The organism is Saccharopolyspora sp. NPDC000359 (assembly GCF_040300525.1).
Taxonomy (GTDB): domain Bacteria; phylum Actinomycetota; class Actinomycetes; order Mycobacteriales; family Pseudonocardiaceae; genus Saccharopolyspora.
In genome coordinates, this window is the sequence record NZ_JBEPDU010000006.1 from 73181 (window position 1) to 98938 (window position 25758).

A 25758-nucleotide genomic window follows, 5' to 3' on the forward strand; every position below is an offset into this window, starting at 1 on the left:
CATCAGGCGATACCCGTGGCGGCGCAGGGTGGACACAATTTAGCGCGCACTCGGTTACACACAGGTATCGGATGCCCTATTCAACCCCCTAACGGACCACCTAGTGGATCCCCTAATAGAGATCTGAGTAACTAGGAGTCGTACCCGATGGCTAGGGGGCCGCAGGCCCATAGCGTGATCACCACAGGGGTGAGGGACCGCGCGACCTCACTCGGAATCCCCAGTCGAGACCGCTGAGCACATCGGGAGGCCCAACGATGGTGAGCCCTCAGCACGGTCGGGCCGAGTCCACCACTCCAGACCCCGGGACGCACTCCACCGGCCTTCCGGAAGAGCCGACGCTGTACGAGTTCCTCACGCGCCTCGTCAGCGACCCGGCCGCCCGGTCGGCCTTCGACACCGATCCGCAAGCCACGCTGGATCAGGCCGGACTCGGGGGAATGAGCGCGACGGACGTGCTGCACGCCTCGTCACTGGTCCTCGACTACGCGCCGGTCGAGGTGGTGACGGAATACGGGCGCTCACTCCAGAGCAGCGTCGAGAAGTTCGCTGCGAGCTCCCAGGCCGTCGCGTTCAACCAACTGCATCCCGCACATCCACTAGATCAGGAAGAACAGAGCATGCTGCAGAACAGCCCCGCCCAGCCCGAGGACTTCGGCAAGGACAACGACGTCGACGCCACGCTGCCGGCTCCGGCCCCGGCCCCGTCGAACAACACCGACGTGGACGTCGACATCGAGCAGAACGACTCGCACAACCTGATCAGCATCCACCACGTGCTGAGCGACAACGCGGTCGGCAACGACAGCATCATCGGCTCCGTGGTGGGCAACACCGTCGGCCAGGTCGGCGACAGCCTGGACCTCGGCGACGTCACCACCACCGTCGGCGGTGCGGTCACCGAGATCAACCAGACCGCCAACCACGTCTTCGACACCTCCGTCGACCTGACCGCCGGTGCGGGCTCCCTGGTCTACGGCGACGTGACCAACCTGGTCGGCAACGTCACCACCGGTGACGTGACCAACGTCGTGGGCGACGTCACCAATGTGGCCGGCGACCTCAACCTCGGCAACGTGCTGAACAACGTCACCACCGGTGACGTCACCGAGATCGTCTCCAACGCCCCGGTCGTGGGCGACGTGACCAACGTCGTCAGCAACGCGCCGGTCGTCGGCGACGTGGTGAACAACGTCGCCAGCGGCGACATCACCAACGTCACCGGTGTGGTCGGCGACGTGACCAACGTTGCGGGCGACCTGCCGGTCGTCGGCGAGGTCACCGGCGTGGTCGGCGACGTCGCGGGCAACGTCCCGGTCGTGGGCGACGCGCTGGGCACCGTCGCCGGTGGCGACGTGCACGCCCTGCCGGTCGACGACGTCACCGCCGCGATCCCGGCCGAGCCGGTCGAGGCCGTGACCGACACCGTCGGCAGCCTGCCGGTCGTCGGCGAGGTCGCCGACACCGCCACCTCCGCACTGCCGCTGGACCTGGACGGCCTGCTCTGAACGCAGTGAGCGACTGAATGCCGGGATCCGCCGCGCGCGGATCCCGGCATTTCGCGCATTCCCGCGTTTTTTCCACGACAGCGGGCAACTGAACCACTGTGAGTTCAGCCGTTCGGGTTTATCTCTTCGCGACGGCACGCCACAATCGACGCCGTGATCGAGACGGCGTTGGTGGAACTGATCGATCGCGCGACTGCGGAATGCGCCGAGCAGCAGCGCGCGGATCTGCACAACCGCCTGCGCCAAATCCGCACCCGGGTGCTCGACCCGACGCAGCTCGTGCTGGTCGTCGGCGAGTCCAAGCAGGGCAAGAGCGCGCTGGTCAACGCGATCGTCAACGCCCCGGTGTGCGCCTCCGGCGACGACGTCACCACCGTGGTGCCCACCCTCGTCCGGTACGCCGACGAACCGACCGCGCTGCTCATCGAGCACGAGCCCCGGCAGGGCCCGGCCGCGCTGGACCGCACCCCGGTGCCGGTCGAGCAGGTCCGCGAGCAGCTGGACCGCGCCCTCGCGCTCGGCCGCCCCGTCACCCGAGGCGAAGTGGGCATTCCCCGCGCCGTGCTGAAGAACGGGCTCGCGCTGATGGACACCCCCGGCGTCGGCAGCGTGTCCTCGTCGCTGACCGCCACCACGCTCGCCGTGGTCGCCGAGGCCGACGCGCTGCTGATGGTCTCCGACGCCACCCAGGAACTCACCACCAACGAGATCTCGTTCCTCAAGCAGGCCACCGCGCTGTGCCCGAACGTCGCGCTGGTGCTGCCCAAGATCGACCGCACCCCGCACTGGCGGAAGGTCCTCGAGGTCAACCGCAAGCACCTGGACAACGCCGGGGTGGCGGCCAAGATCTTCCCCGTCTCGGCCAGCATCCGGATGCGCGCGATGCAGGCCAAGAACAGCACGCTCAACACCGAGTCCGGGTTCCCCCCGCTGCTGGAGTTCCTGCAGACCGAACTGGCCGGCAAGCACGAGCAGTCCACCAGGCGGCTGGTCGCGCACAACGTCTCCGAAGCGCTCACCCAGGTCAACGACGCGCTCAAGGCCGAGCTCGCCGCGCAGAACCCGCGCACCGCCGCGGAAACCCTGGTCGAGCTGGAAACCGCGCAGCGCCGCGCCGAGGACCTCCGCCGCGTCTCCAACCGCTGGCAGAAGGCGCTCAACGACGGCATCTCCGAGCTCTACGCCGACATCGAGTTCGACTTCCGCGAGCGCAGCTGGGCGATCCTGCACGAGGTCAACGAGATCTTCGAGACCGCGGACCCGCTGGTGGTCTGGGACGAGTTCCGCGAGTGGCTCGCCGACCGGCTCACCGACGCGATCGTCGAGACCTTCGAGTGGCTGGACGCCCGGCAGGCGCAGCTCGCCGAGGTCGTCGCCGAGGAGATGCGGGCCGAGCACAGCGTGGACAGCCCGGCGCTGGAGAACGTCCAACCGCCCGCCCCGCTCGACGAGGTGCCGGAACCGAAGCTGCCCGCCCGCAGCGAGTACAAGCGGTTCGACCAGTTCCTCACCGGGTTGCGCGGTTCCTACGGCGGCGTCCTGATGTTCGGCATGATGACCTCGATCGGCCTGGGCCTCGGGCTGTTCAACGTGGTGTCCATCTCCGCGGGCGTGCTGCTGGGCATCAAGAGCCTCGACGAGGAGAAGGACTCGCGGCTGCGGCGCCGCCAGACCGAGGTGAAGGGCGCCGTCCAGCGCCACGTCGAGCAGGTCATCTTCCACGTCAACCGGGAGGCCAAGACCGCCATCCGCACCGTGCACCGCGGACTGCACGCGCACTACATGCAGATCACCGAGGACGCGCAGTCCGAGATCAGCCGGGCCATCCAGGAGATCAAGCGCTCCGCCGAGCGCAGCGCGGTGGACCGGGACCAGCGGGCCAAGGAGATCCGGCAGAAGCTGGAGGAGCTCACCTCGCTGCGCCGCCGGGTCACCATGCTCACCCAGAACCGGATCACCGCGGCATGACCGGAGAAGCCCTGCTGGACCGCGCCCGTGCCCTGCTGATCCGCACGATGACCTTCTACCGGGACGACCCGCGCACCTCGACCTGGCTGCGCGGTCGCCTGGAGCGGCTCGAGCAGCCGCTGCGCATCGCGGTCAGCGGGCGGGTCAAGGCGGGCAAGTCGACGCTGATCAACGCGCTGGTCGGCGCCGAGCTCGCCCCGACCGACGCGGAGGAGCGCACCCAGGTCAGCACCTTCTACCAGTACGGGCCGGAACCGAAGATCCTGGTGCACACCCCGCACGGCACGGTGCAGAACGTCCCGGTGACCACGCTGGACGCCAGCACCATCCGCGACCTGCAGCACTGGCGGCCCGACGAGGTGTCGCGGCTGGTCATTGAATCGCCCACGCCCGGGCTGCAGGCCATCACGCTGATCGAGACGCCGGGCGTGGCCTCGGCGGCGGTGCAGGAGACCGGGCGGTCGGCGCTGGCGCAGATCCTGTCCGAGGCGGACGCCGTGCTGTACCTGACGCGCTACCCGCGGCAGACCGACCTGCAGTTCCTGCAGTCGGTCAACGAGCTGCACACCGCCCGCAGCGTCCCGATCAGCACGATCGTCGCGTTCTCCCGCGCCGACGAGACCGGCAGCGGCGGGCCGGACGGGTTGCAGGCGGCCGAGCGGATCGCCGAGAGCTACCGCAACGACCCGACGCTGCGCTCGTTCGCGCAGCACCTCATCCCGGTGGTCGGGCTGCTCGGGCAGGCGGTGGCGACCATGACCGACGAGGAGTTCACCGCGCTGGGCAACCTGGCTCGGCTGTCCCAGAACGACCTGGAAGCGCTACTGCTGTCCGCGGACCGGTTCATCAACAGCAAGATCGAGTCGACGCCCGCGGCGATCCGGCAGCGGCTCTTCGAGCGGTTCGGGCAGTTCGGGCTCGGGCGTGCGCTGACGCTGCTGCGCAGCGGGGTTTCGGAACCGAAGAAGCTGCGATCGGCGCTGCTCGACGAGAGCGGCCTGAACTCGTTGCAGGAGACCCTGCATCAGCAGTTCGTGGAGCGGCAGGACGCGCTGCGCGCCCGGTCCGCGATGCTGGCCGTGGACATGGTGCTGCGCGCCAACCCCCGCCCAGGGGTGCAGCAGCTGCAGGGCGAGTTCGAGCGGCTGCTGGCCAACGCGCACGAGTGGGACGAGTTGCGGCTGCTGTCGGCCCTGGACTCCGGGCAGGTGCGGTTCAGCCGCCCGCTCCAGGCGGAGGCGAAGCGGCTGCTGGGCGCGTTCGGCAGCAGTCCGCAGGAGCGGCTGGGCCGCGACGGGAACGCGCTGGCGGTGGACTTGACCGACGAGGCGGCGGCCGCCCTCTCCCGCTGGCGCCAGCAGGCGGTGAACCCGCTGCACGACCGCGTCCACCGCGAAGCGGTCCGGACGGTCCTGCGCAGCTGCGAACGCCTGGTGGTCAACCAAGCCCACGCGCCGCAGCGCCCGGCGCAGGCGGGGCAGGCGCAGCAGGCGGGGCAGGCGCGGCAAGGGGCTCAGCCCCAGCAGGCGGTCACCCCCCAGCAGGCGGCTCAGCACCAGGCCTCGCAGGCGCAGCAGGCGGCCCAACACCAAGCCGCGCAGCCGCAGCGGCGGCATGCTCAACCGACGCGTTCCCAGGACAGCTACCCGCGACCAGGGCAGCCGCAGACGGTGGTGCAGCCACAACCGGGTGCGCAGCCGCAGCACGGTGCGCAGCCGCAGCACGGTGCGCAGCCGCAGCACGGGCAGCAACGCCAAACGGGTCGCCGACGGGCCGCGCAGCACCAAGCTCCAACCCGGGTGGTGGAAGTGCCGCAGAACCCTCCGGCGGAGCAAGGGCCCGAGGACACGCCAGGAGCGCACTCACGCCATTGATGTCCACAGTGGATTGAGAGTGGCTGGCGCTCCCGCGCTCCGCGCACTCGCGCACCGATCCCGCACGACGGCGGGGACACCGGTCCGGGACCCGACGGCTTGCTTGGAGGGATGCAGTGGACATCGTCCAGCGTGCGTACGACCACTGGGACGTGACCGAGCTCGTCGGACGTCTGCAGGCCGAGTACGCGCTGATCTACGACGCACCGGACGACGCACCGGTGCGCGCCGCCCAGTTCAGCCCGCCCGCCGGGAGCTTCTGCGTCGGTTACGAACGCGAAACCGCCGTGGCGATGGGAGGGTGGCGCCACCTCGGCGGCGGCCGCGCCGAGCTCAAGCGGATGTACGTCCCCGACGAGCACCGGGGCAACGGCTACTCGCGGAAGATCCTCACCTGGCTGGAGGACTCGGCGGCTGCGGACGGCGCGGTGGAGATGGTGTTGGAGACCAACGAGCGCCACCCGGCGGCGCTCGCCCTGTACCGCTCGGCCGGGTACACCCAGGTCGAGGCGTTCGGCTACTACGCCGACGACCCGCTCTCCGTCCACCTGGGCATCCGGCTGCCACGCCCGGCCTAGGGCCGGAACGGGCCGCACCACGTCGACCACCCGCGGTGCGGCACCGTGCGGCTACGACCTCCCCAGCTCAAGCAGGCCCTGGCTGGCTCACCCCGGCCAGCGCCTCCACCTCGCCGATTCCGCCGTGAACCCGATTCAGCTCCGGTGCGGATAACAGGATGTACGAGGACGGACGGCGAAGGGCACCCATGAGCTCACCAGCGCTCGACGGAGAGGTCGAGGACGACGCGTCGATCATCGGGAGGTCGGCGCGGGACCCGGACTGCTTCGCCGTGATATTCGACCGGCACGCGGCGGTGATCCACCGGTACCTGGCCCGCCGCGTCGGCGGGGACTTCGCCGACGACCTGGTGGCCGAGACGTTCCTGGTCGCGTTCGGCAAGCGGCAGCGCTACGACCTGGCACGGCGGGACGCCAGGCCGTGGCTGTACGGGATCGCGACGAAGGTGGTCAGCCAGCACCGGCGGCAGGAGGAGCGCGCGTACCGGTACCGCAACGCCATCGCGCCGGTGCCGGACGAACTGGGCCACGCCGAGCGGGTCGCCTCGCAGGTCAGCGCGCAGGCCATGGGGCCGCTGCTCGGTGCCGCGCTGGCGAAGCTGGCCCAGCGGGACCGCGACGTGCTGCTGCTCGTCGCCTGGGAGGACCTGTCCTACGAGGAGGTCGCGGCGGCGCTGGGCATCCCGGTCGGCACCGTGCGGTCGCGGCTGAACCGGGCGCGCAAGAAGACCCGTGCCGCGCTCACCACTCGGAACCGCACGTCGAAACTCTCGGAGGTTGTGCACAGTGGACGTTGACGAGATGGAGCTGGTCAAGCACTTCAAGGGCTCCGCGCAGCTCCCGGACCAGCAGCAGCTCGCGCCCGCGCGCCACCGCCTGATCGCTGCGGCGGTCGAGGAGCGGACCGGCACTGCGCCCGCGAGGCTGGGGCGGGGACGGCGGCTGGTCTGGCCGACCGCGGTGACGGTCGGACTCGCCGCGACCATCTCCGGCATCTTCGCGCTCACGCCGGTCGGCGAGGTCGGCGGCCAGACCCCGGTCGCCAACGCCGAAGCCGCCCAGGTGCTCCAGAGCGCTGCCGACGCGGCGCTGCAGCGCCCCGACACCCCGCCGCAGCCCGACCAGTTCATCTACCTGCGGTCCGAGACCCTTACCGGCCCCCGCGAGGCGTGGTTGTCGGCCGACGGAACCCGCGAGGGCCTCTACGTGGAGGGCGACGGGGCCCCCGGGAAGCTTCCTGGCTGCTCCGGCTCGGCGTACCAGGAGTCACCGGACACCCCGGCGGACACCGGGCGCTGCACCCCGGAACCCCACTACGACCCGAGCCTGCCGAGCGACCCGGACGAGATGATGTACTACCTGCAGGATCCGGAGCGCGCCCGCGACCCCAACGCGGTCGGGGTCATCCGGCAGCTCCTCACCGAGTCGTACATGCGGCCGGAGGCGATGGCGGCGCTGTTCGAAGCCGCCGCCAAGATCCCCGGCGTCGCCGTGGTCCCCGATGCCAAGGACCCGAGCGGCAGGTCTGGCATCGGCGTCTCCCTGCCCAACCCGGACGGCCCGCCGGAGGTGCTGATCTTCGACCGGAACAGCTATGCGTTCCTCGGCACGCAGAACAGCGCCCAGCTGGAGTTGTACATCACCGACCAGCCCGGGCACCGGCCGCGCTGAGGCCCCGGTGGGGCGGAGGTCCTGGGAGTCGGGGGCTCCCAGGACCTCCGCGCGTGGTGGTGCCGCAGTCAGCAGCGGTGGGCCGAGTTGCTCAGCCCGGTTCCGGGGCGATCAGCCCTGGACCTTGTCGGCGATCTTGTCGCCGGTGTCCTTGTCGACGCTGCGCCAGTAGTCCAGCGCCTTCTCCAAGATCGGCTTGGTCACCCCCTTCTTGAGGTGACCGGCCACGTTGTCCACGAACCGCGCCCGCTCCTCGTCGCTGAAGACGGTGCGGACCAGCGTGCCCGGCTGGCCGAAGTCGTCGTCCTCGGCGTGCAGCCGGTACGCCGAGCGGATGACCTCCTGCTCGACCCCGGCGGCCGAGTCGTCGGCGCCGTGGGCCGCCTCGGCGCGGGGGCCGCCGTAGGAGTTCGGCGCGTACACCGGGTCGTGGTCGAAGCTGAAGCGCATCGACCCGTCCTTGGCGTAGCTGTTCACCGGCGCGACCGGGCGGTTGACCGGCAGGTCCATGTAGTTGGTGCCGATCCGGTAGCGGTGCGCGTCCGGGTAGGAGAACAGCCGACCCTGCAGCATCTTGTCCGGCGAGGCGCCCACGCCCGGCACCATGTTCGACGGCTCGAACGCGGCCTGCTCGATCTGCGCGAAGTAGTTCTCCGGGTTGCGGTTCAGCACGAGCCGGCCGACCTTGATCAGCGGGTAGTCGCCGTGCGGCCACACCTTGGTCAGGTCGAACGGGTTGAACCGGTAGTCCGCGGCGTCCTCGAACGGCATGACCTGCACGTAGAGCGTCCAGCTCGGGTACTCGCCGGACTTGATCGCGGTCCACAGGTCGCGGATGTGGTGGTCGGCGTCCTCACCGGCCATCCGGTCCGCCTCCGCCTGGGTGAGGAAGTCGTGGCCCTGGTCGGTCTTGAAGTGGTACTTGACCCAGAACTTCTCGCCGGCCGCGTTGATCCACGAGTAGGTGTGCGAGCCGTACATGTTCATGTTGCGCCAGGTGCGCGGGATGCCGCGGTCACCCATCAGCCAGGTCACCTGGTGCGCCGACTCCGGGCACTGGGTCCAGAAGTCCCACTGCATGTCGTGGTCGCGCAGGTGGTTGTCGGCGCGGCGCTTCTGCGAGCGGATGAAGTCGGGGAACTTGATCGCGTCGCGGATGAAGAACACCGGGGTGTTGTTGCCGACGAGGTCGTAGTTGCCCTCGCTGGTGTAGAACTTGATCGCGGTGCCGCGCGGGTCGCGCCAGGTGTCGGGCGAACCCAGCTCCCCGGCGACCGAGGAGTAGCGGACCAGGGTCTCGGTCCGGGTGCCCGGCTGGAACACGGCGGCCTTGGTGAACTGGCTGACGTCCTCGGTGACCTCGAAGAAGCCGAACGCGCCACCGCCCTTGGCGTGCACCACGCGCTCGGGCACCCGCTCGCGGTTGAACTGCGCGTTCTTCTCGATCAGGTAGTGGTCCTGGAGCAGGACGGGTCCGTTCGGGCCGACGGTCAGCGAGTGGTCGTCGCTGGCCACCGGGATACCGGCGTTGGTCGTCGTGGGTCGTGCCGAACTCACGATCGTCCCTCCTCGTGGTGGTGGCTGGGTTCCTCCGGCCCGGGTGCCGAGGTCCGGCATTCGGGGCAGTACCCCCAGAACACGACTTCCGCCTCGTCCACCAGGTAGCCCGCGGTGGTCGAGGGCGCCAGGCACGGCGCGGCGCCGTGGACGCAGTCGACGTCCTCGGTCCGACCGCACCTCCGGCACACCAGGTGGTGGTGGTTGTCGGCGGTCCGCGTTTCGAACCGGGCGGGGTGCCCGGCGGGCTCGATCCGCCGCAGCAGCCCGGCGCCGCTGCACGCGTGGAGCACGTCGTAGACGGCCTGCGTGGACACCGATCCGAGTTGCTGCCGGACCGCGGTCGTCACCTGGTCCGCGGTGGAGTGCGGGTGCTCCGCCAGCCACCGCAGCACCGCGAGCCGTGGCTTGGTGACCCGCAGTCCGGCGGCTCGCAGCCGCTCGGGCAGGTCTCCCGCACTCCCCGCGGTGTTGCCGTTGGTCGCGCTGAGGGTCATGGCGTGTGCCAGTCTGCCACGCACAAACTGGAATGAGTCAAGAAAACACTCGGAAGTGTTGTCCGGCTCATCCACCGCCGCTGGCGGCCGACTGGCTTCAAAGTGGCAGGTCGCGCAGGGTTTCGTAGACCTGTTCCAGCACCGCGCGGCGGCGCGCCAGCAGACGCGCGGCCTCCTGGTCTGGCACCACGCGGTCGCCCGGCAAGACCAGCTCGGCGGCACGCTCCAGCGAGTCGAACGCACCCAGCGCCCGCCATCCGAGCAGCACCGCACCGAGCCCGGAGCCGCCGCTGCCCTCCGCCAGGCCCAGCTCGATGTCCATCGCCGCCGCGATGGCATCCGCCCACACCCGGCTCCGGAAGCCACCGCCGGTGGCCCGCACCGCGCGCACCTCCGCACCGGAGTCGCGCACCGCGTCGAGCACCAGCGCGAGCTGCTGTGCCACGCCCTCGACCACCGCGCGGGTCATCTCGGCACGCCCGTGCGAGCGCCGCAGCCCCAGGAACGAGCCCGTCAGGCCCGGCTCCCACCACGGCGCGCGCTCACCGAGCAGGTACGGCAGGGCGACCAGCCCCTCCGCACCGGGCGGCACGGCCGCGGCTTCCTCCAGCAGGTCCGCCACGTCCACGCCGAACGCCTCGGAGGCCCACTGGGCGACGACCGCACCGTTGCTCACGGCACCGCCGACCACCCACAGCCCGTCGGCCAGCGCGTAGCTGAAGGTCCGGCACCGCTCGTCCACGCCGGGCTTGTCCCGGGTCACGCGGAGCGCCCCGCTGGTGCCCAGCGACAGCGCGGCCACCCCGGGCTGGACCGCGCCGACACCGAGGTTGGCCAGCGGGCCGTCGCCGCCACCGAGCACGACCGGCAGCCCCGCTGGCAGCCCCACGGCCTCGGCCACCTGCGGTTCCAGCGGCATGGTCGTGGTCGGCGAGCAGGTCTCCGGCAGCTGGTCGGCGCGGATGCCCGCGACCTCCAGCGCCGGTTCGTGCCACCGCAGCGTCGACATGCCCTGCAGCCCGCTGCCGGAGCTCAGCGAGTACTCGGTGACGAATGCCCCGACGAAGTCGGCGACGACGAAGTCCTTCAGCGCGCACCAGCGCACCACGTCGCTGGTCAGGTCGGAGCGGCTGCCGGTCAGCCAGGCCAGCTTCACCATGACCGACTGGGTGTGCACCGGCGTCCCGGTCGCCCGGTGCAGCGCGGCGGCGGCCTCGTGGTCGGCCCGGAGCCGCGCCGCGACCTCGGCGGCCCTGGTGTCGGCCCAGTTGAACGCCGGGGTGGCCGGAGCACCGGACGAGTCGAGCCCGACGAGCGTGTGCATGGCGGTACTGAACGACAGCCCGGCCACCTCGTGCCCGTACTCCTCCGCCCAGGCCACGCACTCCGCCAGCGCCTCGATCGCGGCGTCCCGCACCTGCGCGGCGTCCTGCGTCGCCTCGCCGGTGTCGTCGGTCTGCAGCGGGTATCCGCGCTCGGTCTGGTGCAGCACCTGGGCGTCAACGCCCGCCGCGACGACCTTGGTCGCCGTGGTGCCGAGATCGATGCCGAGGACAACCGGGGCAGCACTCATGCCCCCCAACCTATCCGCCGAACGCAGCAACCAGTCCGCTCAGGGCACGGCGCCGGGGCGCCGGAAGTCCACGTCAAGGCACGCGCACGGACCCGGTCACCACGGACTGGCCGCCACCGCGCCAGGCGATGCGGTACACGTCACCCACCGGCTGGAAGTCGTTCAGCAGTCCTCGTAGCGGTTCGCAGTGGCGCGAGCGGTCTTCCGACAGCGCCGTGGATTCGTCCAGGATCAGCAGTTCTTCGGGCCATGCGTTGTTTTTCATGGGTCCACTGTGGCGCGCGGGGCTGGAGTGTTCAAGCAGATCCGGCGATGAACGCACGTTCGAATGAACTTTGAATCCGTTGTCCCGCAACGAAAAGCGCCTCCCTCCCTGGCCGGGAGGAAGGCGCCTGTCGAGCCGGAGGGGCTTACTTCGCGAGGGTTTCGGCGATCTCGTAGGTGTTCAGCGCCGCGCCCTTGCGGAGGTTGTCACCGCAGACGAAGAAGTCCAGCGTGTTCGGGAAGTCCAGCGCCTGGCGGACGCGGCCCACGTAGGTCGGGTCCTCGCCGACCACGCCGGCCGGGGTCGGGAACACACCGTTGTCGTGGTCGTCCTGCAACACGATCGTCGGCTGGGCCTCGAACAACCGGTGCGCCTGCTCGACGGACACCTCGCGCTCGAAGGTGGCGTGCACCGCCAGCGAGTGCGTGGTCACCACCGGCACCCGGACGCAGGTCGCGGAGACCTTCAGCTCCGGGATGCCCAGGATCTTGCGGGACTCGTTGCGGACCTTCAGCTCCTCGGAGGTCCAGCCGTCGTCCTTGCGCGAGCCCGCCCACGGCACCACGTTCAGCGCCAGCGGGGCCTTGAACGGCGTCTCGGCGGGCAGCCCGGCCGCGGCCAGCGCCTCGGCGACGTCACCGGCGCGCGCCCCGACGCCCTTGCCGGCCACCGCGGCGATCTCCGCCTGCAGCCGGTCGATGCCTTCCTGACCAGCACCGGAAGCGGCCTGATAGGAGGAGACGACCAGCTCGCGCAGGCCGAACTCGCGGTGCAGCGCGCCCAGCGCCGCCATCATCGACAGCGTGGTGCAGTTCGGGTTGGCGATGATGCCCTTCGGCCGCTCGTGCACCTTCTCGGCGTTGACCTCGGGCACCACCAGCGGCACGTCCGGGTCCATCCGGAACGCCCCGGAGTTGTCCACCGCGACCGCGCCGCGCTCGGCGGCCACCGGGGCCCACTGCGCGGAGACCTCGTCCGGCACGTCGAACAGCGCGATGTCCACGCCGTCGAACGCCTCCGGCGCGAGCTCCACGACGGTGCGCTCCTCGCCGCGCACGGTGATCTTCTTGCCCGCGGAGCGGGCCGAGGCGATCAACCGGACCTCTCCCCACGGCACGGATTCGCGGTTGTTGATGATGTCGATCATCACGGTGCCGACCGCGCCGGTCGCACCCACGATTGCCAGCGTCGGCGCCATCAGCGACCACTCCCCGCGTAGACGACGGCTTCCTCGTCGCCACCGAGCTCGAACGACTCGTGCAGCGCACGCACCGCGTCGTCGAGCTGGGTGTCGCGGATCAGCACCGAGATGCGGATCTCCGAGGTGTTGATGATGTCGATGTTCACCCCGGCGTTGGACAGCGCCTCGCAGAAGGTCGCGGTGACACCCGGGTGCGAGCGCATCCCGGCGCCGACCAGCGAGACCTTGCCGACCTGGTCGTCGTAGACGACCTGCTCGAAGCCGAGCTCGTCCTTGATCTTCTCCAGTTCGGCGACGGCCACCGCGCCGTTGCTGCGGGCCACCGTGAAGGTGATGTCGGTGAGCCCCGAGGCGGTGCTGGAGACGTTCTGCAGCACCATGTCGATGTCGATCTCGGCGTCGGCGACCACGCGGAAGATGCGACCCGCGACGCCGGGGTTGTCGGGCACACCGCGCACGGTGACCTTCGCCTCCGACCGGTCGTGCGAGACGCCGGTGATCATGGCCTGTTCCACGGTGAGGTCCTCCACTGAGCCGGACACGGTCGTACCGGGCTTGGGCGAGTAAGAAGAGCGGACGTGCAGCGGCACGCCGTAGCGGCGGGCGTACTCCACCGCGCGCAGGTGCAGCACCTTCGCGCCGGTGGCCGCCATCTCCAGCATCTCCTCGTAGGTGATGCGCTCCAGGTGCTTGGCGTCGGGCACGATGCGCGGATCGGCGGTGTAGACGCCGTCGACGTCGGTGTAGATCTCGCACACGTCGGCGTTCATGGCCGCCGCCACCGCGACCGCGGTGGTGTCCGAGCCGCCGCGACCGAGCGTCGTGATGTCCTTGGTGTCCTGCGAGACGCCCTGGAAACCGGCGACCAGCACGACCTGCCCCTGGTCCAGCGCCTCCTGGACGCGACCTGGGGTGACGTCGATGATCCGGGCGTTCTGGTGCGCCGAGGTGGTGATCACCCCGGCCTGCGACCCGGAGAACGAGCGGGCCTCCGCGCCGAGCGACTCGATGGCCATCGCGACCAGCGCGTTGGAGATCCGCTCCCCGGCGGTCAGCAGCATGTCGAGTTCGCGCTCCGGCGGGGCCGGGTTGACCTGTTTGGCGAGGTCGAGCAGCTCGTCAGTGGTGTCTCCCATCGCCGAGCACACGACCACGACGTCGTTGCCCGCTTTGCGGGTCTCGACGATGCGTTCGGCGACCCGTTTGATGCGATCGGCACTCTCGAGCGAGGAACCGCCGTACTTCTGGACGACGAGCGCCACGTGAAACAAACCTCCTCGACCGCTGCGGTCGTCCCGGGCACGGGTTGTCCCCGCACTGACACCGGGTGAACGAAGAGCGCCAACGCACTGCGGCGCGTCGGGTTGCCCCAGCGACCGAGCAGTCGGCAGCGTCGGCCGTACCGGCCGAAACGGCCTTCTACCAGGTCGCTCCGCTGCCGGATTAGCCTACCGAACCGATACCGCCCGACCCCAGCCCCAACGTCCGCCACTACCCTGTGAACCTCGATTGTCGACAAGCGCGGAGGACTGGGTTGCCCACCACTCCAGGTGCGCTCGAGCCACCTCTGGGAAGTTCCGGAAACATCCCCGCTCAACAGCGGAAACAATCCGAGGCCAACCCCTTGGGGCGGCTGTTGGAGGGATCACCCCGGCAGCGTCGGCTGATCACCGCCGCCGCGCCAGCTGTGGTTTACCTCGCAATCCGGCTGGTCGGCCTGCTGGTGCTGGCGTGGTTGTCGGCGGCCAACGACGAGTCGATCCTGGACAACCTGACCGCCTGGGACGGGCAGTGGTACCTGGAGATCGCCCAGCACAGCTACGACGGCGTGAACCCGAGCATGGTGGACGGGTTCGGCAACCGGTACCCCGAGACGCCGTTGGCGTTCTTCCCCGGCTACCCGTTCCTGATCGTGGCGTTCTCGCTGGTCCCGGGGGTGAGCGCCACCGGGGGCGCGATCACCGCGAGCCTGGCCTGCGGGGTGGCCGCGGCCTACGGGCTGGCGCGGTTGGGGCGCCGCGTCGGCGGCTCCGAGGGCGTCGGGCTGCTGCTGGTGGTGCTGTTCGCCGCCGCCCCGATGTCGGTGGTGCTGTCGATGGCCTACTCCGAGGCGCTGTTCTGCGCGCTGGCCATCTGGGCGTTGATCGGGGTCATCGAGCGCAACTGGCTGCTGGCCGGGCTGTGCTGCTCCGCAGCTGGCCTGGTGCGACCGACCGCGGCGGCGCTGATCGGCGTGGTGGGGCTGGCCGCGCTGGTCGCCATCGTGCAGCGCAGGGACACCTGGCGGCCGTGGCTGGCGATGCTGCTCGCGCCGAGCGGGATGTTGCTCTACGTCGGCTGGGTGGGCATCCAGACCGGCAGCCTGACCGGGTACTTCGCGCTCCAACAGCGCGGGTGGTCGTCGCACTTCGACGGCGGCTTCGCCACCGGCAAGTTCATCCTGGAGTCGCTGACCACGGAGAAGTCGGTCTTCGAGACGTTCACGACGTGGGTCGTGCTGGCCGCGCTGGTGCTGATGGTGCTGTGCTTGCGGCAGGGGCTGCCGTGGCCGCTGCTGCTGTTCGCGGTCGCGGTGCTGGTGCTGGACCTGGGTTCGGACGGCTTGATGTACTCGAAGGTGCGCCTGATGCTCCCGGCGTTCCCGCTGCTCATCCCGGTGGCGATCGGGTTGGCGCGGCGCCGGACGACCACGGCGGTGACCACCGCGGTGCTGCTGGTGTTCTTCGGCTCGTGGTTCGGCGCCTACTCGCTGACGGCCTGGCAGTACGCGATCTGAGTGGACCACGCCCCGCCGGACCGCGGGGCGACGACCTGGGAGGTGTCCGGTGACCGCTGAGGACCACACGGTCGAGGTACCTGCGAGCAAGCCCGCGCAGACGTCGGTCCCGGTGCACCCGCTGCTGGCCGAGCGCTGGAGCCCGCGCGCGCTGGACCCGGCGACGACGTTGAGCGACGAGCAGTTCACCGCGCTGTTCGAGGCGGCCCGGTGGGCGCCGTCGTGGGGCAACACCCAGCCCGCGCGCTACCTCGCGGCGCGGCGCGGCGAGCCGACCTTCGACCGCATCCACGGCACGTTGTCGCGCGGGAACAAGGGCTGGACCAGCAACGCCGCCGCGTTGGCGATCGGCGTGGCGCGGGTGGTCGACGAGGACGGCGAGCCGATGCCCTACGGCGAGTACGGCTTGGCGCTGGCCACCCAGAACCTGGTGCTGCAGGCCGTCGCGGAGGGGCTCCACGGGCACCAGATGGCCGGGTTCGACCGGGACGCGGCGCGCGCCGAGTTCGGCATCCCGGCGGAGTTCGAGCCGGTCGTTGCGGTCGCGATCGGCGGCCTGGGCAGCGTGGCGGGCATGCCGGAGCGGCTGCGCGAGAAGGAGCTGCGGCCCCGCACCCGCAAGCCCCTCGCCGAGCTGGTCTTCACCGACTCGTGGGGCCAACCGCGGTTCTGAGCTGGTCGGCGGTGCTGACCGGAACCGCCTGCTCGCCGACCTCCGCCAGGCCTGCGCCGGAACGGCCGCCGAGCAGAGCTACGACCCCGCACCGGTTCCCCGAGCAGGAGTGATCAGCCGCCGGGCGAGGAGGCCATTGATCCCCGGGATCACGGCGAGCCATCGAGCGCTCGGCGGGGCCGGGACGAGGAAGGTCGCCGCGATGACGAGCAGGTAGGCCATGCCGTGGAGCGGCCCCAGCAGGGACGACATCGCGCTCACGTGCACCGTGGCCAGGTTGATCAGCAGGAGTGCGAGGGTCGCGGTCTCGGCCGCGGTGGAGATCCGGAGGGTGCGCACTCAGGCTCCCGTGGTCGAGCCGGGGCGGACGATCATGAGGACCACCACCACGGCCCAGAGGACGTTGAAGATCCCGGTCGTCATGGCCAGGCGGGTCACCGTGCTCGGCCGGTCGAGCAGGCGGCGTTGCGCGGGCAGGACCACCAGGGCGAGGACGGCGGCCGCGATGGCGGTGAGCGCGATCGACGCGAGTAGCCAGGCATCGGTCAGCACTCCGAGCTGCGCGCCGGTGGCGACCCCGAAGACCGGGACCGCGACCCCGAACACGGCATAACCACGGCAGGTGCGGTGCAGCACCCTGGCGATCGCGGCGGAGCGCTCGTCGGCCTGCGTGGCGAAGCGCGGGAACATCGAGGCGGCGACGGCGATCGGTCCGACCGCCAGGATCGCCGCGATCACGTGGATCGACAGCAGCAACTTGGTCACGGGGCCCCTCCAATACGTTGCCTGCCAACATATACGGACGGCTGATCAATGTGTAGGCTGTCGACTCATGAGGGCTGATGCGGTGCGAGGGCACCTGGACGGACTGCTGCTCTCGGTGCTCGAATCGGGCCCCATGCACGGCTACGCGATCATCACCGCCGTCCAGCGCCGCAGCGGCGGCGCGCTGGCGCTGCGCACCGGCACGATCTACCCGGCGCTGAACCGGTTGGAGCGCCTCGGGTTCCTGCGCAGCACCTGGCAGTCCATCGGCGAGCGGCGACGGCGCTGCTACGAGCTCACCGACTCCGGCCGCCGCGGCCTGGCCACCGAGCGCAGCGCGTGGGACGAGTTCACCAGCGCGATCGGTGCAGTGCTCAACCCCGGGCGCGCGACATGAGCGATCCCGTGGAGCAATACGCCGCAGAACTCTCCGCAGCACTGCGCGGACCGACCCGGGCCAAGTCCCGGATGATCGAAGAGGTCCGCGACGGGCTCACCGAGACCATCGCGGCCCACACCGAGCACGGCCTGCCGCACGAGCAGGCCGTCTCGCGCGCGCTGCGCGAGTTCGGCACCATCGACGAGCTCGTGCCGAGCTGCCAGGAAGAACTGACCATCGCCCAGACCCGGCACGCCGCGGCCAAGCTCGTCTTCGTGGTCGGCTTCCTGCTCGCCTGCGGCCACGTGGTCTGGACGGTCGGCGGCTGGCAGCTCCCGGCCGCGGCGCAGATCCTGATCGGCATCGCGGCGGTGGCGGCCACGCTCGCCGCCGCAGCGCTCGTCGCCACCGGCATCCTCACCCGCTGGGTCCCGGCCCCGGCGGGCCTGACGACCCTGGTCGGCTGGGCGAGCAGCACCGCGAGCGTGGCCATGCCGTTCGCCGCGATCGCGCTGTCGACGACCGCACCGCTGGACACCACGTGGTCGTCGATCGGGCTCACCGCTGCGGTCGCGGTGGGCACGCACGTGCTCCTGGCCGCATCGGCCCGCAGCTGCCGGGAGTGCGCCCGGCTCCCCGTCGGAGAACCTCAGCTCTGAGCGGCTCTGACGCAGCGATCGGCCAAGGCGGCGAAGGCGTCCTTCAGCTCCGGCGGGCCGATGACCTCGACGTCCGCGTCGAACCTGGCGATGGTGGCCGCCAACCCGAACCAGGACCACGAGCCGAGGACGAGGCGGCAGCGGTCCGGGCCCAGCTCCTCCACCACGCCACCACTGGTGAACCGGGACACCGTCGCCGCAGGGCGACCGAGGACCACCTCCCCGCGGCAGGGCCAGTTCCCGGCGCCGTCAGTGCCCTTGAACCGGTTGAGGACGAAAGCCGCGACATCTCCCCCCGGCACCTCTCGCGGCGTGAAGCGGGGGCCGGTCGGGATGCGCGGGCTGATCCGGTCCACGCGGAAGGTGCGCCAGTCGTCGCGGTCGAGGTCCCAGGCGACGAGGTACCAGCGCCTCCCCCAGGTCACGAGGTGGTGCGGTTCCACCCGGCGCGGATCGCCGGAGGCGTAGTCGAAGCGCAGCACCTCGCGGGCGCGCACAGCCGCGCCCACCGCGAGCAGAACGCCGCTGTCGACCTGCGGAGCCGGGCTGGGAACGGCGGTGACCTGCAGTGCGTCGATGCGGCTGCGCAGTCGTGCGGGCATGACCTGCCGGATGGTGTTCAGCGCGCGGATCGCGGATTCCTCGATGCCCGCCCCGGAGGTCGTGGCGATCTGCAGCGCGAGGGCCAAGGCGATCGCCTGCTCGTCGTCGAACAGCAGCGGCGGGAGGTCCGCGCCGGGTTCGAGCCGGTACCCGCCGTCCGGCCCCTTGCTGGCCGCGATGGGGTAGCCGAGCTCGCGCAGGCGGTCGACGTCGCGCCGCACCGTGCGCGGGCTGACCCCGAGCCGCTCGGCCAGCAGCGCACCCGGCCAGTCCCGGCGGGCTTGGAGCAGCGAGAGCAGTGCCAGCAAGCGCGCTGATGTTTTCGGCATGGTCCTCATGTTGCCGGGAGAAGCGGACACAACCTGTCCTCTTCGCCTGCCACCGTTGGTCCCATGACCGAACTCGATGCTGAGCGCACCGACCTGATCAACGCGCTCGCCACTGCCCGATCCGCCCTGACCGGCACCGTCCGCGGCCTCAGCGACGAACAGCTCGGCGAGCGGCCCACCGTGAGCTCGCTGTGCCTGGCTGGCCTGCTCAAGCACGTCACTTCCATGGAGGAGTCGTGGCTGCGCTTCGTCCTCGAAGGTCCGTCGGCGATCAGCTTCGACCTACCCGACGGCGTCACCTGGGCGGACCTGCAGTCCGGAACTGCCAGCGAGCTCCCGCAGTGGGCCATCGACCACCAGAACGAATTCCAGATGCTGCCCGGCGACACGAGGACCGGGATCCTCAAGCGCTACGAGCAGGTCGCCGCCCGCACCGAGGAGGTCATCGCGACGCTCCCCGACCTGTCCGCCTCCCACCCGCTGCCGGAGGCCCCCTGGCACGAACCGGGTACGTCGTGGAGCGCCCGCCGGGTCCTGTTGCACGTCATCGCCGAAACCACCCAACACGCCGGGCACGCCGACATCCTGCGCGAGACCATCGACGGCCAGCGGACCACCTGAGGGTTTGCAGTTTCAATTGAAACTGCGAATCCCACGCGTGGCGAATCGCAGTTTCAATTGAAACTGTGGCTCTGGCCGAACCCCGTGCACCAACGTGACGAAGACTGAGCTGGCGGGAGATCCCACCACATGACCGTTCTGGACGTCCGGGCGCTCAACCGCGCCACGCTCGCCCGGCAGATGCTGCTCGACCGCTCCCACGCATCGACGCTCGACGCCGTCGCGCACCTGTGCGGCTTGCAGGCGCAGGAACCCCAGGAACCGTTCGTCGGGCTCTGGTCGCGGCTGCGCGACTTCACCCCGGAAACGTTGTCCGATCTGCTGGTGCAACGGCGGGTGGTGCGGCTGCACTTGATGCGCCGCACCGTTCACCTGGTCACGGCCGACGACGCCTTGGCCTGGCGCGGGCGCCACGACGCCATGCTGCGGCAGCGGGTGCTCGGGGTCTACCGCGACGAGCTCGCCGGGGTCGACCTCGAAGAACTCGCTGCCGCCGGGCGTGTGGTGATGGCCGACGGCGAGCCCCGGACGATGCCGGAGATCGCACGGGAAGTCGCCGACCGCTGGCCGGGAGTGGGAACGCGGGCGCTGGGCGAGATGCTGCTCGCCGCGCTCATCCCGGTGGTGCAGCTGCCGCCACGCGGCCTGTGGCGGCAGAAGGGTGGGGCGCGCGCGGCCCTGCTCTCGTCCTGGCTCGGCCGCGAACCCGACCCGCCGTCCGAGAACGGTTCCGACCCTGCCGGTGAAGCTCTGGTCCGCCGCTACCTCGCCGCCTTCGGCCCCGCGACGTCGACCGACCTGCGCACCTGGTGCGGCGTCGCGGGACTGCCGAAGGCGGTGTCCGCGCTCCGGGACGAGCTCGTGTCGTTCCGCGACGAACGAGGCCGGGAGCTGCTGGACCTCCCCGACGCCCCGCGCCCCGATCCCGACACCCCCGCCCCGGTGCGCTTCCTGCCCGCGTTCGACAACGCGATCCTCGGCTACCACGACCGAACCCGCATCATCGACGACGAGCACCGAGGCCTGTCCGTCGCCGGAGAACGCGTCGTCCTGGTCGACGGCCGGGTGGCCGCGACCTGGACCACGGACGGCGGAACCGTCCAGGTCACCCCACTCCACCCCCTCGCGGCCGCCGACCGCGCCGAAATCGCCGAGGAGGGCCAGTCCCTCGCGAAGTTCGTCTCCGACGGCGAAACCACCAACGTCCACATCACCTCGTGAGCGACAACGGTCGCTCAAACCACCGTTGCCACGCACGAGGGGTGGGTAGCAGTCGTGAGCAGGGATGGTTGTTCTTGCGCGCTTTGGCGCTCACGAGGGTGGCCGGTCGGCGCGTGGGGAGGGTGCGTCGCGCCGACCGGCCTGAGAGGGCCGATGCCGTGGGGCGGGGGTTGTCGGCATCGGCCCGGGTTCAGAGGTTCTTGAGGGCTTGGAGGCTTCGGCGTTGGACTTCTGGTGACGGGGTGCTGGGTGGTTGCGGGGATGGTGGGTCCGGTTCGCGGAGGCGGTGGCGACCGGTCCGTTCTCGTTGGCGGCGTTCTGCTTCGACTTGTTCGATGAGCTGCTGGACCGTGAGGGCGCCTTCGCCGCCTCCTGCGCGCTGCGGGCGGTAGGAGCACCACGTCGAGACGAGCAGGATCAGCGCGGCCGCCGGGAGCACGGCGAGGCAAGGCAGGGCGTTGAGCATTCGGGAGTTCCTTCCGGGAGAACCTTTTCCTTCAGCAGTGCGGAGCCCCCGGAGCAGCGGCAACAGCTCAGCGCACTGCTCGAATTCGAACGCACGGCCAGATTGATCACGCACGCAGCGCCGCTGCTGATTCCTGGCTCGCTGCAAAGCACGGCCTACGTCCGCGCGATCATGACCGCCGGTGGAGTGCCTCCGGAAGAAGTCGAGACGCGCATCGCGGTGCGGGTCGGCAGACGCGAGGCCATCATGCGCAAGGACGAGCCCGTCCACCTCAAGGCTGCGATCGGCGAAGCAGCCCTCCGGCAGGTCGTAGGTACGCCGGACGTCATGGTCGACCAGCTCGACCACCTGCTCCAGCTCTCGGACCTCGACAACGTCGACGTTCGCGTCGTGCCGTTCCAGAGCGCCTGGCAACCAGCACTGGAGGGGATCTTCGTGCTGATCGAGTCGGACGAGGCACCGCCCGTCGTGCATCTGGAGAACCGCAGGTCCGGCTTGTTCCTGCACGAACCAGCCGACATCGCCATATATCGCGAAGCCGCTGAGACGGTGTTCAGCACGGCGCTGGTTGCGGCAGAGCCGAAGCTGCACATCGCCAGGGTCCGCAAGGAGACGAAGGCAGAACGATGACTTCAGCAAGCGGATGGCGAAAGTTCAGCTACAGCCAGCACACTGACTCGTGCGCCGAGGTCGGTCGGGTGGCCGGGTGGCCGGGTGGCAGAAGTCGAACCACAGCCAGAACACCGGGGACTGCGTCGAGGTCGGGCACCTCGCGAACTGGCGGAAGTCCAGCTACAGCCATCCGAACGGCAACTGCGTCGAGGTCGGGGAGTTAGCTGGTGGGACTGCTGTTCGGGACACCAAGGACCGGGACGGTGGGTACTTCGTGACGACGCCCCGGGCAGTGGTCGGCCTTCGTCGCCGCCATCAAGGGTGGGCGCTTCGAGAGCTGACCTCACCTCCGGGAGCGAAGGGGTCGTGAGTGCGTAACAGTGTTCCAACCCTGTTTCGCACTCACGACCCACGAGCCGTCCCCCCGTTCGCGTGCCTGACGCCGGACGGGGTCAGCTTTCGGGGCGGGTGAACTCCTCGATCAGGACCGGGTACTGCTCCCCGCCGTGCCCGGCGGCGATCGCGCGGTCGGCCATCGTCTTGATCAGCTTCGGCAGTTCGGTGTTGACGCCCACCGCTTCGGCCTCCTCGACCAGGTGCGCCATGGTCCGCGCTTCGGTCTCCAGCGTCGCGACCTCGGCCGGGAACGCGCCGCGGTCGATCTGCTCGGCGTAGCCCGGCAGCCATTCGGCCACGCCCAGGGCCATCTGCCGCGCGAACACCGCATACGTGGCGGCGTCGACACCAGCTGTCCCAACCATGGCGGTGCCCTGGAGCCAGGCGATCAGGACGCTCCACATCATCGCCAGGCCTGCCACGTCGTACAGCGACGCCAGGCCGGGGTCCTCGCCGAGGTAGGTGGCGACGCCGAGCCCGGCGAGCGTTGCTTCGTGCGCCTCGAAGTCCGACTTCGGCCCGCTGGTGAGGATGATCCCGTCCGGCGTTCCGATCGTCGAGGGGATCGCCATGATCGCGCCGTCCAGGTAGCGGGCTCCGCGTTCCTCCGCCCAGCGCGCGGTTTCCCTGGCCTGGGACGATTCGCCCGAGGTCAGGTTGATCAGCGTCCTGCCCTCCAGCTCGACATCGCTCGCGTCGAGCAGCTCGTGCGCGGCCTCGTAGTCGGTGACGCAGAGGATCGTCACGGAACCGGCCTTGAGCGCCTCGCCGACCGTCGGCGCGAGCCGAGCGCCGTCGGCCACCAGCCGGTCGGCCTTGGCGGTCGTCCGGTTCCACACAGTTGTGGGGTGCCCGCTCTCAGCAGCGCCCCGGCGAGCGCCTGGCCCATCAGGCCGAGTCTGATGACCGCCACGGGGGTGCTGGTCTTGTCGTTCACGACAGCATCATCAACGTTGATACCGGTATGAAGGTCAAGTGCGGATTCGATGCGAATCGGAGAGCTGAGCCGTCGGACGGGCGTCCACGCCCACCAGCTGCGCTACTACGAAGCTCAAGGCCTGCTGGAAGTCGACCGCAGCGCGAACGGCTATCGCGACTACGGCGAGCCCGCCGTGCTGCGCGTGCAGCAGATCAGGCACCTGCTCGACGCCGGGCTGTCCACCGAGGACATCGCCTTCCTGCTGCCCTGCGCCGTCGGCGAAACCCCGGAACTGCTGGGCTGCCCCGAACTGCTGGCCGGGATGCGGTCCCGCCTGCGGCGGATCGACGATCAGATGGACCGCCTCGCCCGATCCCGCAGCGCGCTCGTCGACTACATCGACGCGGCCGAGCGGGTGAGCGACGAGCGCTACCCGCCCTTCGACGGCTCGGAACCCGTGTCCGCCTGGTCCCGATCTATGAGGTGGCCGATCTGTCACGCACCGCCGCGTTGAGCTGACCGTTCCGGATTCCACACCAGCCACTTGTCGGCGATCGCGGCCTCCAGGTCGATACCGTGGAACCTGGCCAGCAGCAACGCCTGGCACACCACGTCGGCCACCTCGTCGCGGAAGTCGCGGCCCAGTTCCTCCGCGCTCTTTCCCTTGGTGCGGGCCTGCCCGGCTTTCATCAGGAACGCCTGGTTCAGCTCGCCGACTTCCTCGTTCAGCTTCAGCAGGAACCACGACGCGTCCCGCTCGAAACCGAGCTTGCGCGCGTAGCGCTCCGAAATCGCCTCGACCTCATCGGTCAACTCGTCCAGGTGCACGGCGGCACGCTAGCCGCGCACCCCGACGCCACCGGTTCAGTGGCAGCAGTCGAGGACCTGCGGCGTCCAGTCCCGGGCGAGGACGTCCACCAGGCCCAGGTCGGTGATCTTGACGCTCGGCGAGACCGCCAGGGTCAGCGTCGAGACGCTCATGAACGGGTTCGCGTGCCGCCAGCCCCACGCCTCGAGCGCTTCGCGCACTCGGCGGCTGCCCGCCACCGCCTCCGCGGTCGGCTCCGCCGACATGACACCTCCGACGGCCAGTGGCAGTCGCGCCACCACACCTTCGGCGTGCGCGACCGCCACTCCGCCGTCGTCGGCCAGCACCGCTTCCGCGGTGGCTCGCATCGCTCGCCGGGAAGTGCCCAGGGTGACGAAGTTGTGGCTGTCGTGGGCGTAGGTCGTGGTCAGCGCGCCGTCGGCCAGGCCCATGCCGATCACCGGGACGCACGAGGTGTTCGGGCGTCCGTGGCGGTTGCGGACCCAGAGCAGCGCGACGTGGCCTTCCCAGCGGACTTCGCCGTCGACGACTTCGAGCTCCACCTCCGCCGGGCGGGTGTAGGTGTCGACCGGGTTCACCTGGAGGGCGCGGAAGCCGTGCGTGCCGTCGGGCAGGTCGAGTCGCCAGCGGAACTCGTCCGGGTCGACCTCGGCGATGTGCACCGAGCCCGCGAAGGGGTGGGTTACCTCGGGTTCGGGGTAGGTCGCGGTGCCGCCGCGGGCGACGACCGAGCCTCCCGCGATCACCGTGTGCACGGCGAAGTCCGCCAGGTCGCCGTCGAGCAGCAGCAGGTCGGCGCGCTTGGACGGGGCGACCACGCCCCGGTCGTGCTTGCGCAGGCGTTGCGCGGGGTTCCAGGTCAGGGCGCGCAGGGCGTCCAGCGCGGGGAGCCCGGCCTCGACGGCCTTGCGGCCGATGTGGTCCAGGTGGCCCTTGGCGGCGATGTGGTCGGCGGCCAGGTCGTCGGTGACCAGGCACAGCGGCGGCAGCTGCGGCAACGCCGTCAACGCGCCGACGACCTCCGGGAGCAGGCACTTCTCCTGCAGCATGACCGTCATGCCGAGGCGGGCCTTCTCCACCGCGATCTCGGGGGTGTTCTTGGTGTGGTCGGAGTCGATGCCGGTGGCCAGGTAGTCGCTGAGCTCCTCGCCGGAGAGGTTCGGGCAGTGGCCGTCGAGGATCGTGCCGCGCTCCCGCGCGACCCGCACGATGTCGTGCATCCGCTGGTCACCGGCCACGACGGCCCGGTAGTCCATGACCTCGGCGAGCGCCGAAACCCCATCCCAGCCCAGGAGCTCGTCGATGTCCTCGGGGTCCAGGTGGGCCCCGGAGTACTCCAGCCCGGCCAGCGCCGGGACGCACGACGGCACGCCCCAGAGCTGGGTCTGCGGGCTGCGCGCGCCTTCCTCGATCATCCACCGCATCGCGGCCTTGCCCGCGACGTTGACGATCTCGTGCGGATCGGCGAGGACCGTGGTGGTGCCGCGCGGCAGGGTCAACCAGGCGAAGGCTGCCGGGGTGGTGAAGGAGCTCTCGACGTGCATGTGCGCGTCGATGAACCCGGGGACGATCAACCTGCCACCGGCGTCGATGACCTCATCGGCCGCCGGCCCGGCCCCGGGCGGCACCACACCGCTGATCACCTCGCCGGTGACCAGCACATCCGCCTCGAACACCTCCCCGGTGAACGTGGAAACGACCCGTCCCCCGGCGATCCGCAGCTCAGCCATACTTCTCCCTCTCCTCACCCCAGGGGTGGTGCGATCTCGGTGCAGATCAGGCGCCTGATCTCCATGGGAATCGCGTACGTAGTCCGGC

The 25758-nt window shown here is 70.4% G+C and carries 26 protein-coding genes and 1 pseudogene; 15 read left to right on the forward strand and 12 right to left on the reverse strand.

What is annotated here, in order from left to right:
- The first annotated feature begins 257 nt into the window (after window positions 1-257).
- The 6 genes from ABT324_RS06295 (at window position 258) to ABT324_RS06320 (ending at window position 7599) form a co-directional block, all read left to right on the forward strand.
- Entirely contained in the window at window positions 258-1508 is a 1251-nt protein-coding gene (locus tag ABT324_RS06295; protein ID WP_351172537.1) for an IniB N-terminal domain-containing protein, read from the forward strand.
- A 153-nt stretch (window positions 1509-1661) separates the two neighbouring features.
- Window positions 1662-3476 carry a dynamin family protein gene (locus ABT324_RS06300; RefSeq protein WP_351172540.1) on the forward strand — a complete coding sequence of 605 codons (1815 nt, stop codon included), beginning with the start codon at window positions 1662-1664 and terminating at the stop codon, window positions 3474-3476.
- Complete coding sequence (locus tag ABT324_RS06305) at window positions 3473-5350, forward strand: dynamin family protein (protein WP_351172543.1); 1878 nt, start codon at window positions 3473-3475, stop codon at window positions 5348-5350. Before ABT324_RS06300 ends, ABT324_RS06305 begins: the two co-directional genes overlap by 4 nt.
- Before the next feature lie 116 nt (window positions 5351-5466).
- Entirely contained in the window at window positions 5467-5928 is a 462-nt protein-coding gene (locus ABT324_RS06310) for a GNAT family N-acetyltransferase (RefSeq protein ID WP_351172546.1), read from the forward strand.
- Between the two features lie 188 nt (window positions 5929-6116).
- The gene (locus tag ABT324_RS06315) at window positions 6117-6725 is read left to right on the forward strand and encodes an RNA polymerase sigma factor (RefSeq protein ID WP_351172549.1); all 609 of its coding nucleotides are present in this window, start codon (window positions 6117-6119) and stop codon (window positions 6723-6725) included.
- Window positions 6715-7599: a CU044_5270 family protein gene (locus tag ABT324_RS06320; protein ID WP_351172552.1), complete on the forward strand. Its 885-nt coding sequence runs from the start codon at window positions 6715-6717 to the stop codon at window positions 7597-7599. The genes ABT324_RS06315 and ABT324_RS06320 overlap by 11 nt, the downstream gene beginning before the upstream one ends.
- A 111-nt stretch (window positions 7600-7710) precedes the next feature.
- Here the strand turns inward: ABT324_RS06320 and ABT324_RS06325 are convergent, their stop codons facing one another.
- The 6 genes from ABT324_RS06325 to ABT324_RS06350 all read right to left on the reverse strand — a co-directional run bounded on the left by ABT324_RS06325 (window position 7711) and on the right by ABT324_RS06350 (window position 13954).
- Complete coding sequence (locus ABT324_RS06325; protein ID WP_351172555.1) at window positions 7711-9156, reverse strand: catalase; 1446 nt, start codon at window positions 9154-9156, stop codon at window positions 7711-7713.
- Complete coding sequence (locus ABT324_RS06330) at window positions 9153-9653, reverse strand: Fur family transcriptional regulator (RefSeq protein ID WP_351172558.1); 501 nt, start codon at window positions 9651-9653, stop codon at window positions 9153-9155. Before ABT324_RS06330 ends, ABT324_RS06325 begins: the two co-directional genes overlap by 4 nt.
- A gap of 97 nt (window positions 9654-9750) precedes the next feature.
- On the reverse strand, window positions 9751-11226 hold the full coding sequence (locus tag ABT324_RS06335; RefSeq protein WP_351172561.1) for a gluconokinase: 1476 nt from the start codon (window positions 11224-11226) through the stop codon (window positions 9751-9753).
- 73 nt (window positions 11227-11299) lie between these two features.
- A complete protein-coding gene (locus ABT324_RS06340; RefSeq protein WP_351172564.1) occupies window positions 11300-11491 on the reverse strand; it encodes a hypothetical protein in 192 nt (63 codons plus the stop codon).
- Between the two features lie 145 nt (window positions 11492-11636).
- Window positions 11637-12689 carry an aspartate-semialdehyde dehydrogenase gene (locus ABT324_RS06345; protein ID WP_351172567.1) on the reverse strand — a complete coding sequence of 351 codons (1053 nt, stop codon included), beginning with the start codon at window positions 12687-12689 and terminating at the stop codon, window positions 11637-11639.
- A complete protein-coding gene (locus ABT324_RS06350) occupies window positions 12689-13954 on the reverse strand; it encodes an aspartate kinase (protein WP_351172569.1) in 1266 nt (421 codons plus the stop codon). Before ABT324_RS06350 ends, ABT324_RS06345 begins: the two co-directional genes overlap by 1 nt.
- Window positions 13955-14379: 425 nt before the next feature.
- On the opposite strand from ABT324_RS06350, the gene ABT324_RS06355 reads away from it, so the two are divergent.
- Together ABT324_RS06355 and ABT324_RS06360 are read left to right on the forward strand one after the other, a co-directional pair.
- On the forward strand, window positions 14380-15468 hold the full coding sequence (locus ABT324_RS06355; RefSeq protein ID WP_351172572.1) for a putative hexosyltransferase: 1089 nt from the start codon (window positions 14380-14382) through the stop codon (window positions 15466-15468).
- A gap of 49 nt (window positions 15469-15517) precedes the next feature.
- Window positions 15518-16141: a nitroreductase family protein gene (locus ABT324_RS06360; protein WP_351172575.1), complete on the forward strand. Its 624-nt coding sequence runs from the start codon at window positions 15518-15520 to the stop codon at window positions 16139-16141.
- A 78-nt stretch (window positions 16142-16219) separates the two neighbouring features.
- Here the strand turns inward: ABT324_RS06360 and ABT324_RS06365 are convergent, their stop codons facing one another.
- Both ABT324_RS06365 and ABT324_RS06370 read right to left on the reverse strand, forming a co-directional pair.
- Entirely contained in the window at window positions 16220-16480 is a 261-nt protein-coding gene (locus tag ABT324_RS06365) for a hypothetical protein (protein WP_351172578.1), read from the reverse strand.
- On the reverse strand, window positions 16481-16906 hold the full coding sequence (locus tag ABT324_RS06370) for a hypothetical protein (protein WP_351172581.1): 426 nt from the start codon (window positions 16904-16906) through the stop codon (window positions 16481-16483).
- Between the two features lie 67 nt (window positions 16907-16973).
- Here ABT324_RS06370 and ABT324_RS06375 point away from each other — a divergent pair, with 67 nt between their 5' ends.
- Both ABT324_RS06375 and ABT324_RS06380 read left to right on the forward strand, forming a co-directional pair.
- The gene (locus tag ABT324_RS06375) at window positions 16974-17303 is read left to right on the forward strand and encodes a helix-turn-helix transcriptional regulator (protein ID WP_351172584.1); all 330 of its coding nucleotides are present in this window, start codon (window positions 16974-16976) and stop codon (window positions 17301-17303) included.
- Window positions 17300-17944, forward strand: coding sequence for a permease prefix domain 1-containing protein (locus ABT324_RS06380; RefSeq protein ID WP_351172587.1), 645 nt, complete (start codon window positions 17300-17302; stop codon window positions 17942-17944). Before ABT324_RS06375 ends, ABT324_RS06380 begins: the two co-directional genes overlap by 4 nt.
- Here the strand turns inward: ABT324_RS06380 and ABT324_RS06385 are convergent.
- Window positions 17935-18876 carry a helix-turn-helix transcriptional regulator gene (locus ABT324_RS06385; RefSeq protein WP_351172589.1) on the reverse strand — a complete coding sequence of 314 codons (942 nt, stop codon included), beginning with the start codon at window positions 18874-18876 and terminating at the stop codon, window positions 17935-17937. The genes ABT324_RS06380 and ABT324_RS06385 overlap by 10 nt on opposite strands.
- Window positions 18877-18939: 63 nt before the next feature.
- On the opposite strand from ABT324_RS06385, the gene ABT324_RS06390 reads away from it, so the two are divergent.
- The 4 genes from ABT324_RS06390 to ABT324_RS06405 all read left to right on the forward strand — a co-directional run bounded on the left by ABT324_RS06390 (window position 18940) and on the right by ABT324_RS06405 (window position 22166).
- Window positions 18940-19497: a DinB family protein gene (locus ABT324_RS06390; RefSeq protein ID WP_351172592.1), complete on the forward strand. Its 558-nt coding sequence runs from the start codon at window positions 18940-18942 to the stop codon at window positions 19495-19497.
- A 129-nt stretch (window positions 19498-19626) separates the two neighbouring features.
- Window positions 19627-20718, forward strand: a complete 1092-nt coding sequence (locus ABT324_RS06395; protein ID WP_351172594.1) for a winged helix DNA-binding domain-containing protein — start codon at window positions 19627-19629, stop codon at window positions 20716-20718.
- Between the two features lie 286 nt (window positions 20719-21004).
- Complete coding sequence (locus tag ABT324_RS06400; RefSeq protein WP_351172597.1) at window positions 21005-21814, forward strand: DUF5753 domain-containing protein; 810 nt, start codon at window positions 21005-21007, stop codon at window positions 21812-21814.
- A 76-nt stretch (window positions 21815-21890) separates the two neighbouring features.
- A complete protein-coding gene (locus tag ABT324_RS06405; protein ID WP_351172600.1) occupies window positions 21891-22166 on the forward strand; it encodes a DUF397 domain-containing protein in 276 nt (91 codons plus the stop codon).
- Window positions 22167-22248: 82 nt separating this feature from the next.
- On the opposite strand, the pseudogene ABT324_RS06410 reads toward ABT324_RS06405, so the two are convergent.
- A pseudogene (locus ABT324_RS06410) lies at window positions 22249-23129 on the reverse strand (NAD(P)-dependent oxidoreductase).
- Window positions 23130-23178: 49 nt separating this feature from the next.
- Here ABT324_RS06410 and ABT324_RS06415 point away from each other — a divergent pair.
- Complete coding sequence (locus ABT324_RS06415) at window positions 23179-23625, forward strand: MerR family transcriptional regulator (protein ID WP_351172603.1); 447 nt, start codon at window positions 23179-23181, stop codon at window positions 23623-23625.
- Here the strand turns inward: ABT324_RS06415 and ABT324_RS06420 are convergent.
- Together ABT324_RS06420 and ABT324_RS06425 are read right to left on the reverse strand one after the other, a co-directional pair.
- Entirely contained in the window at window positions 23607-23939 is a 333-nt protein-coding gene (locus ABT324_RS06420; protein ID WP_351172606.1) for a nucleoside triphosphate pyrophosphohydrolase family protein, read from the reverse strand. The two genes, ABT324_RS06415 and ABT324_RS06420, sit on opposite strands and share 19 nt — an antisense overlap.
- Before the next feature lie 36 nt (window positions 23940-23975).
- Window positions 23976-25670 (reverse strand): adenine deaminase C-terminal domain-containing protein, encoded by a 1695-nt coding sequence (locus tag ABT324_RS06425; protein ID WP_351172609.1) that lies wholly within the window; start codon window positions 25668-25670, stop codon window positions 23976-23978.
- Window positions 25671-25758: the final 88 nt, after the last annotated feature.

Coding starts and splice junctions, on each gene's coding strand:
- ABT324_RS06295 (WP_351172537.1), top strand. CDS start 258: ATGGTGAGCCCTCAGCACGGTCGGGCCGAGTCCACCACTCCAGACCCC.
- ABT324_RS06305 (WP_351172543.1), top strand. CDS start 3,473: ATGACCGGAGAAGCCCTGCTGGACCGCGCCCGTGCCCTGCTGATCCGC.
- ABT324_RS06315 (WP_351172549.1), top strand. CDS start 6,117: ATGAGCTCACCAGCGCTCGACGGAGAGGTCGAGGACGACGCGTCGATC.
- ABT324_RS06330 (WP_351172558.1), bottom strand. CDS start 9,653: ATGACCCTCAGCGCGACCAACGGCAACACCGCGGGGAGTGCGGGAGAC.
- ABT324_RS06335 (WP_351172561.1), bottom strand. CDS start 11,226: ATGAGTGCTGCCCCGGTTGTCCTCGGCATCGATCTCGGCACCACGGCG.
- ABT324_RS06340 (WP_351172564.1), bottom strand. CDS start 11,491: ATGAAAAACAACGCATGGCCCGAAGAACTGCTGATCCTGGACGAATCC.
- ABT324_RS06345 (WP_351172567.1), bottom strand. CDS start 12,689: ATGGCGCCGACGCTGGCAATCGTGGGTGCGACCGGCGCGGTCGGCACC.
- ABT324_RS06375 (WP_351172584.1), top strand. CDS start 16,974: ATGAGGGCTGATGCGGTGCGAGGGCACCTGGACGGACTGCTGCTCTCG.
- ABT324_RS06380 (WP_351172587.1), top strand. CDS start 17,300: ATGAGCGATCCCGTGGAGCAATACGCCGCAGAACTCTCCGCAGCACTG.
- ABT324_RS06385 (WP_351172589.1), bottom strand. CDS start 18,876: ATGCCGAAAACATCAGCGCGCTTGCTGGCACTGCTCTCGCTGCTCCAA.
- ABT324_RS06390 (WP_351172592.1), top strand. CDS start 18,940: ATGACCGAACTCGATGCTGAGCGCACCGACCTGATCAACGCGCTCGCC.
- ABT324_RS06395 (WP_351172594.1), top strand. CDS start 19,627: ATGACCGTTCTGGACGTCCGGGCGCTCAACCGCGCCACGCTCGCCCGG.
- ABT324_RS06415 (WP_351172603.1), top strand. CDS start 23,179: ATGCGAATCGGAGAGCTGAGCCGTCGGACGGGCGTCCACGCCCACCAG.
- ABT324_RS06425 (WP_351172609.1), bottom strand. CDS start 25,670: ATGGCTGAGCTGCGGATCGCCGGGGGACGGGTCGTTTCCACGTTCACC.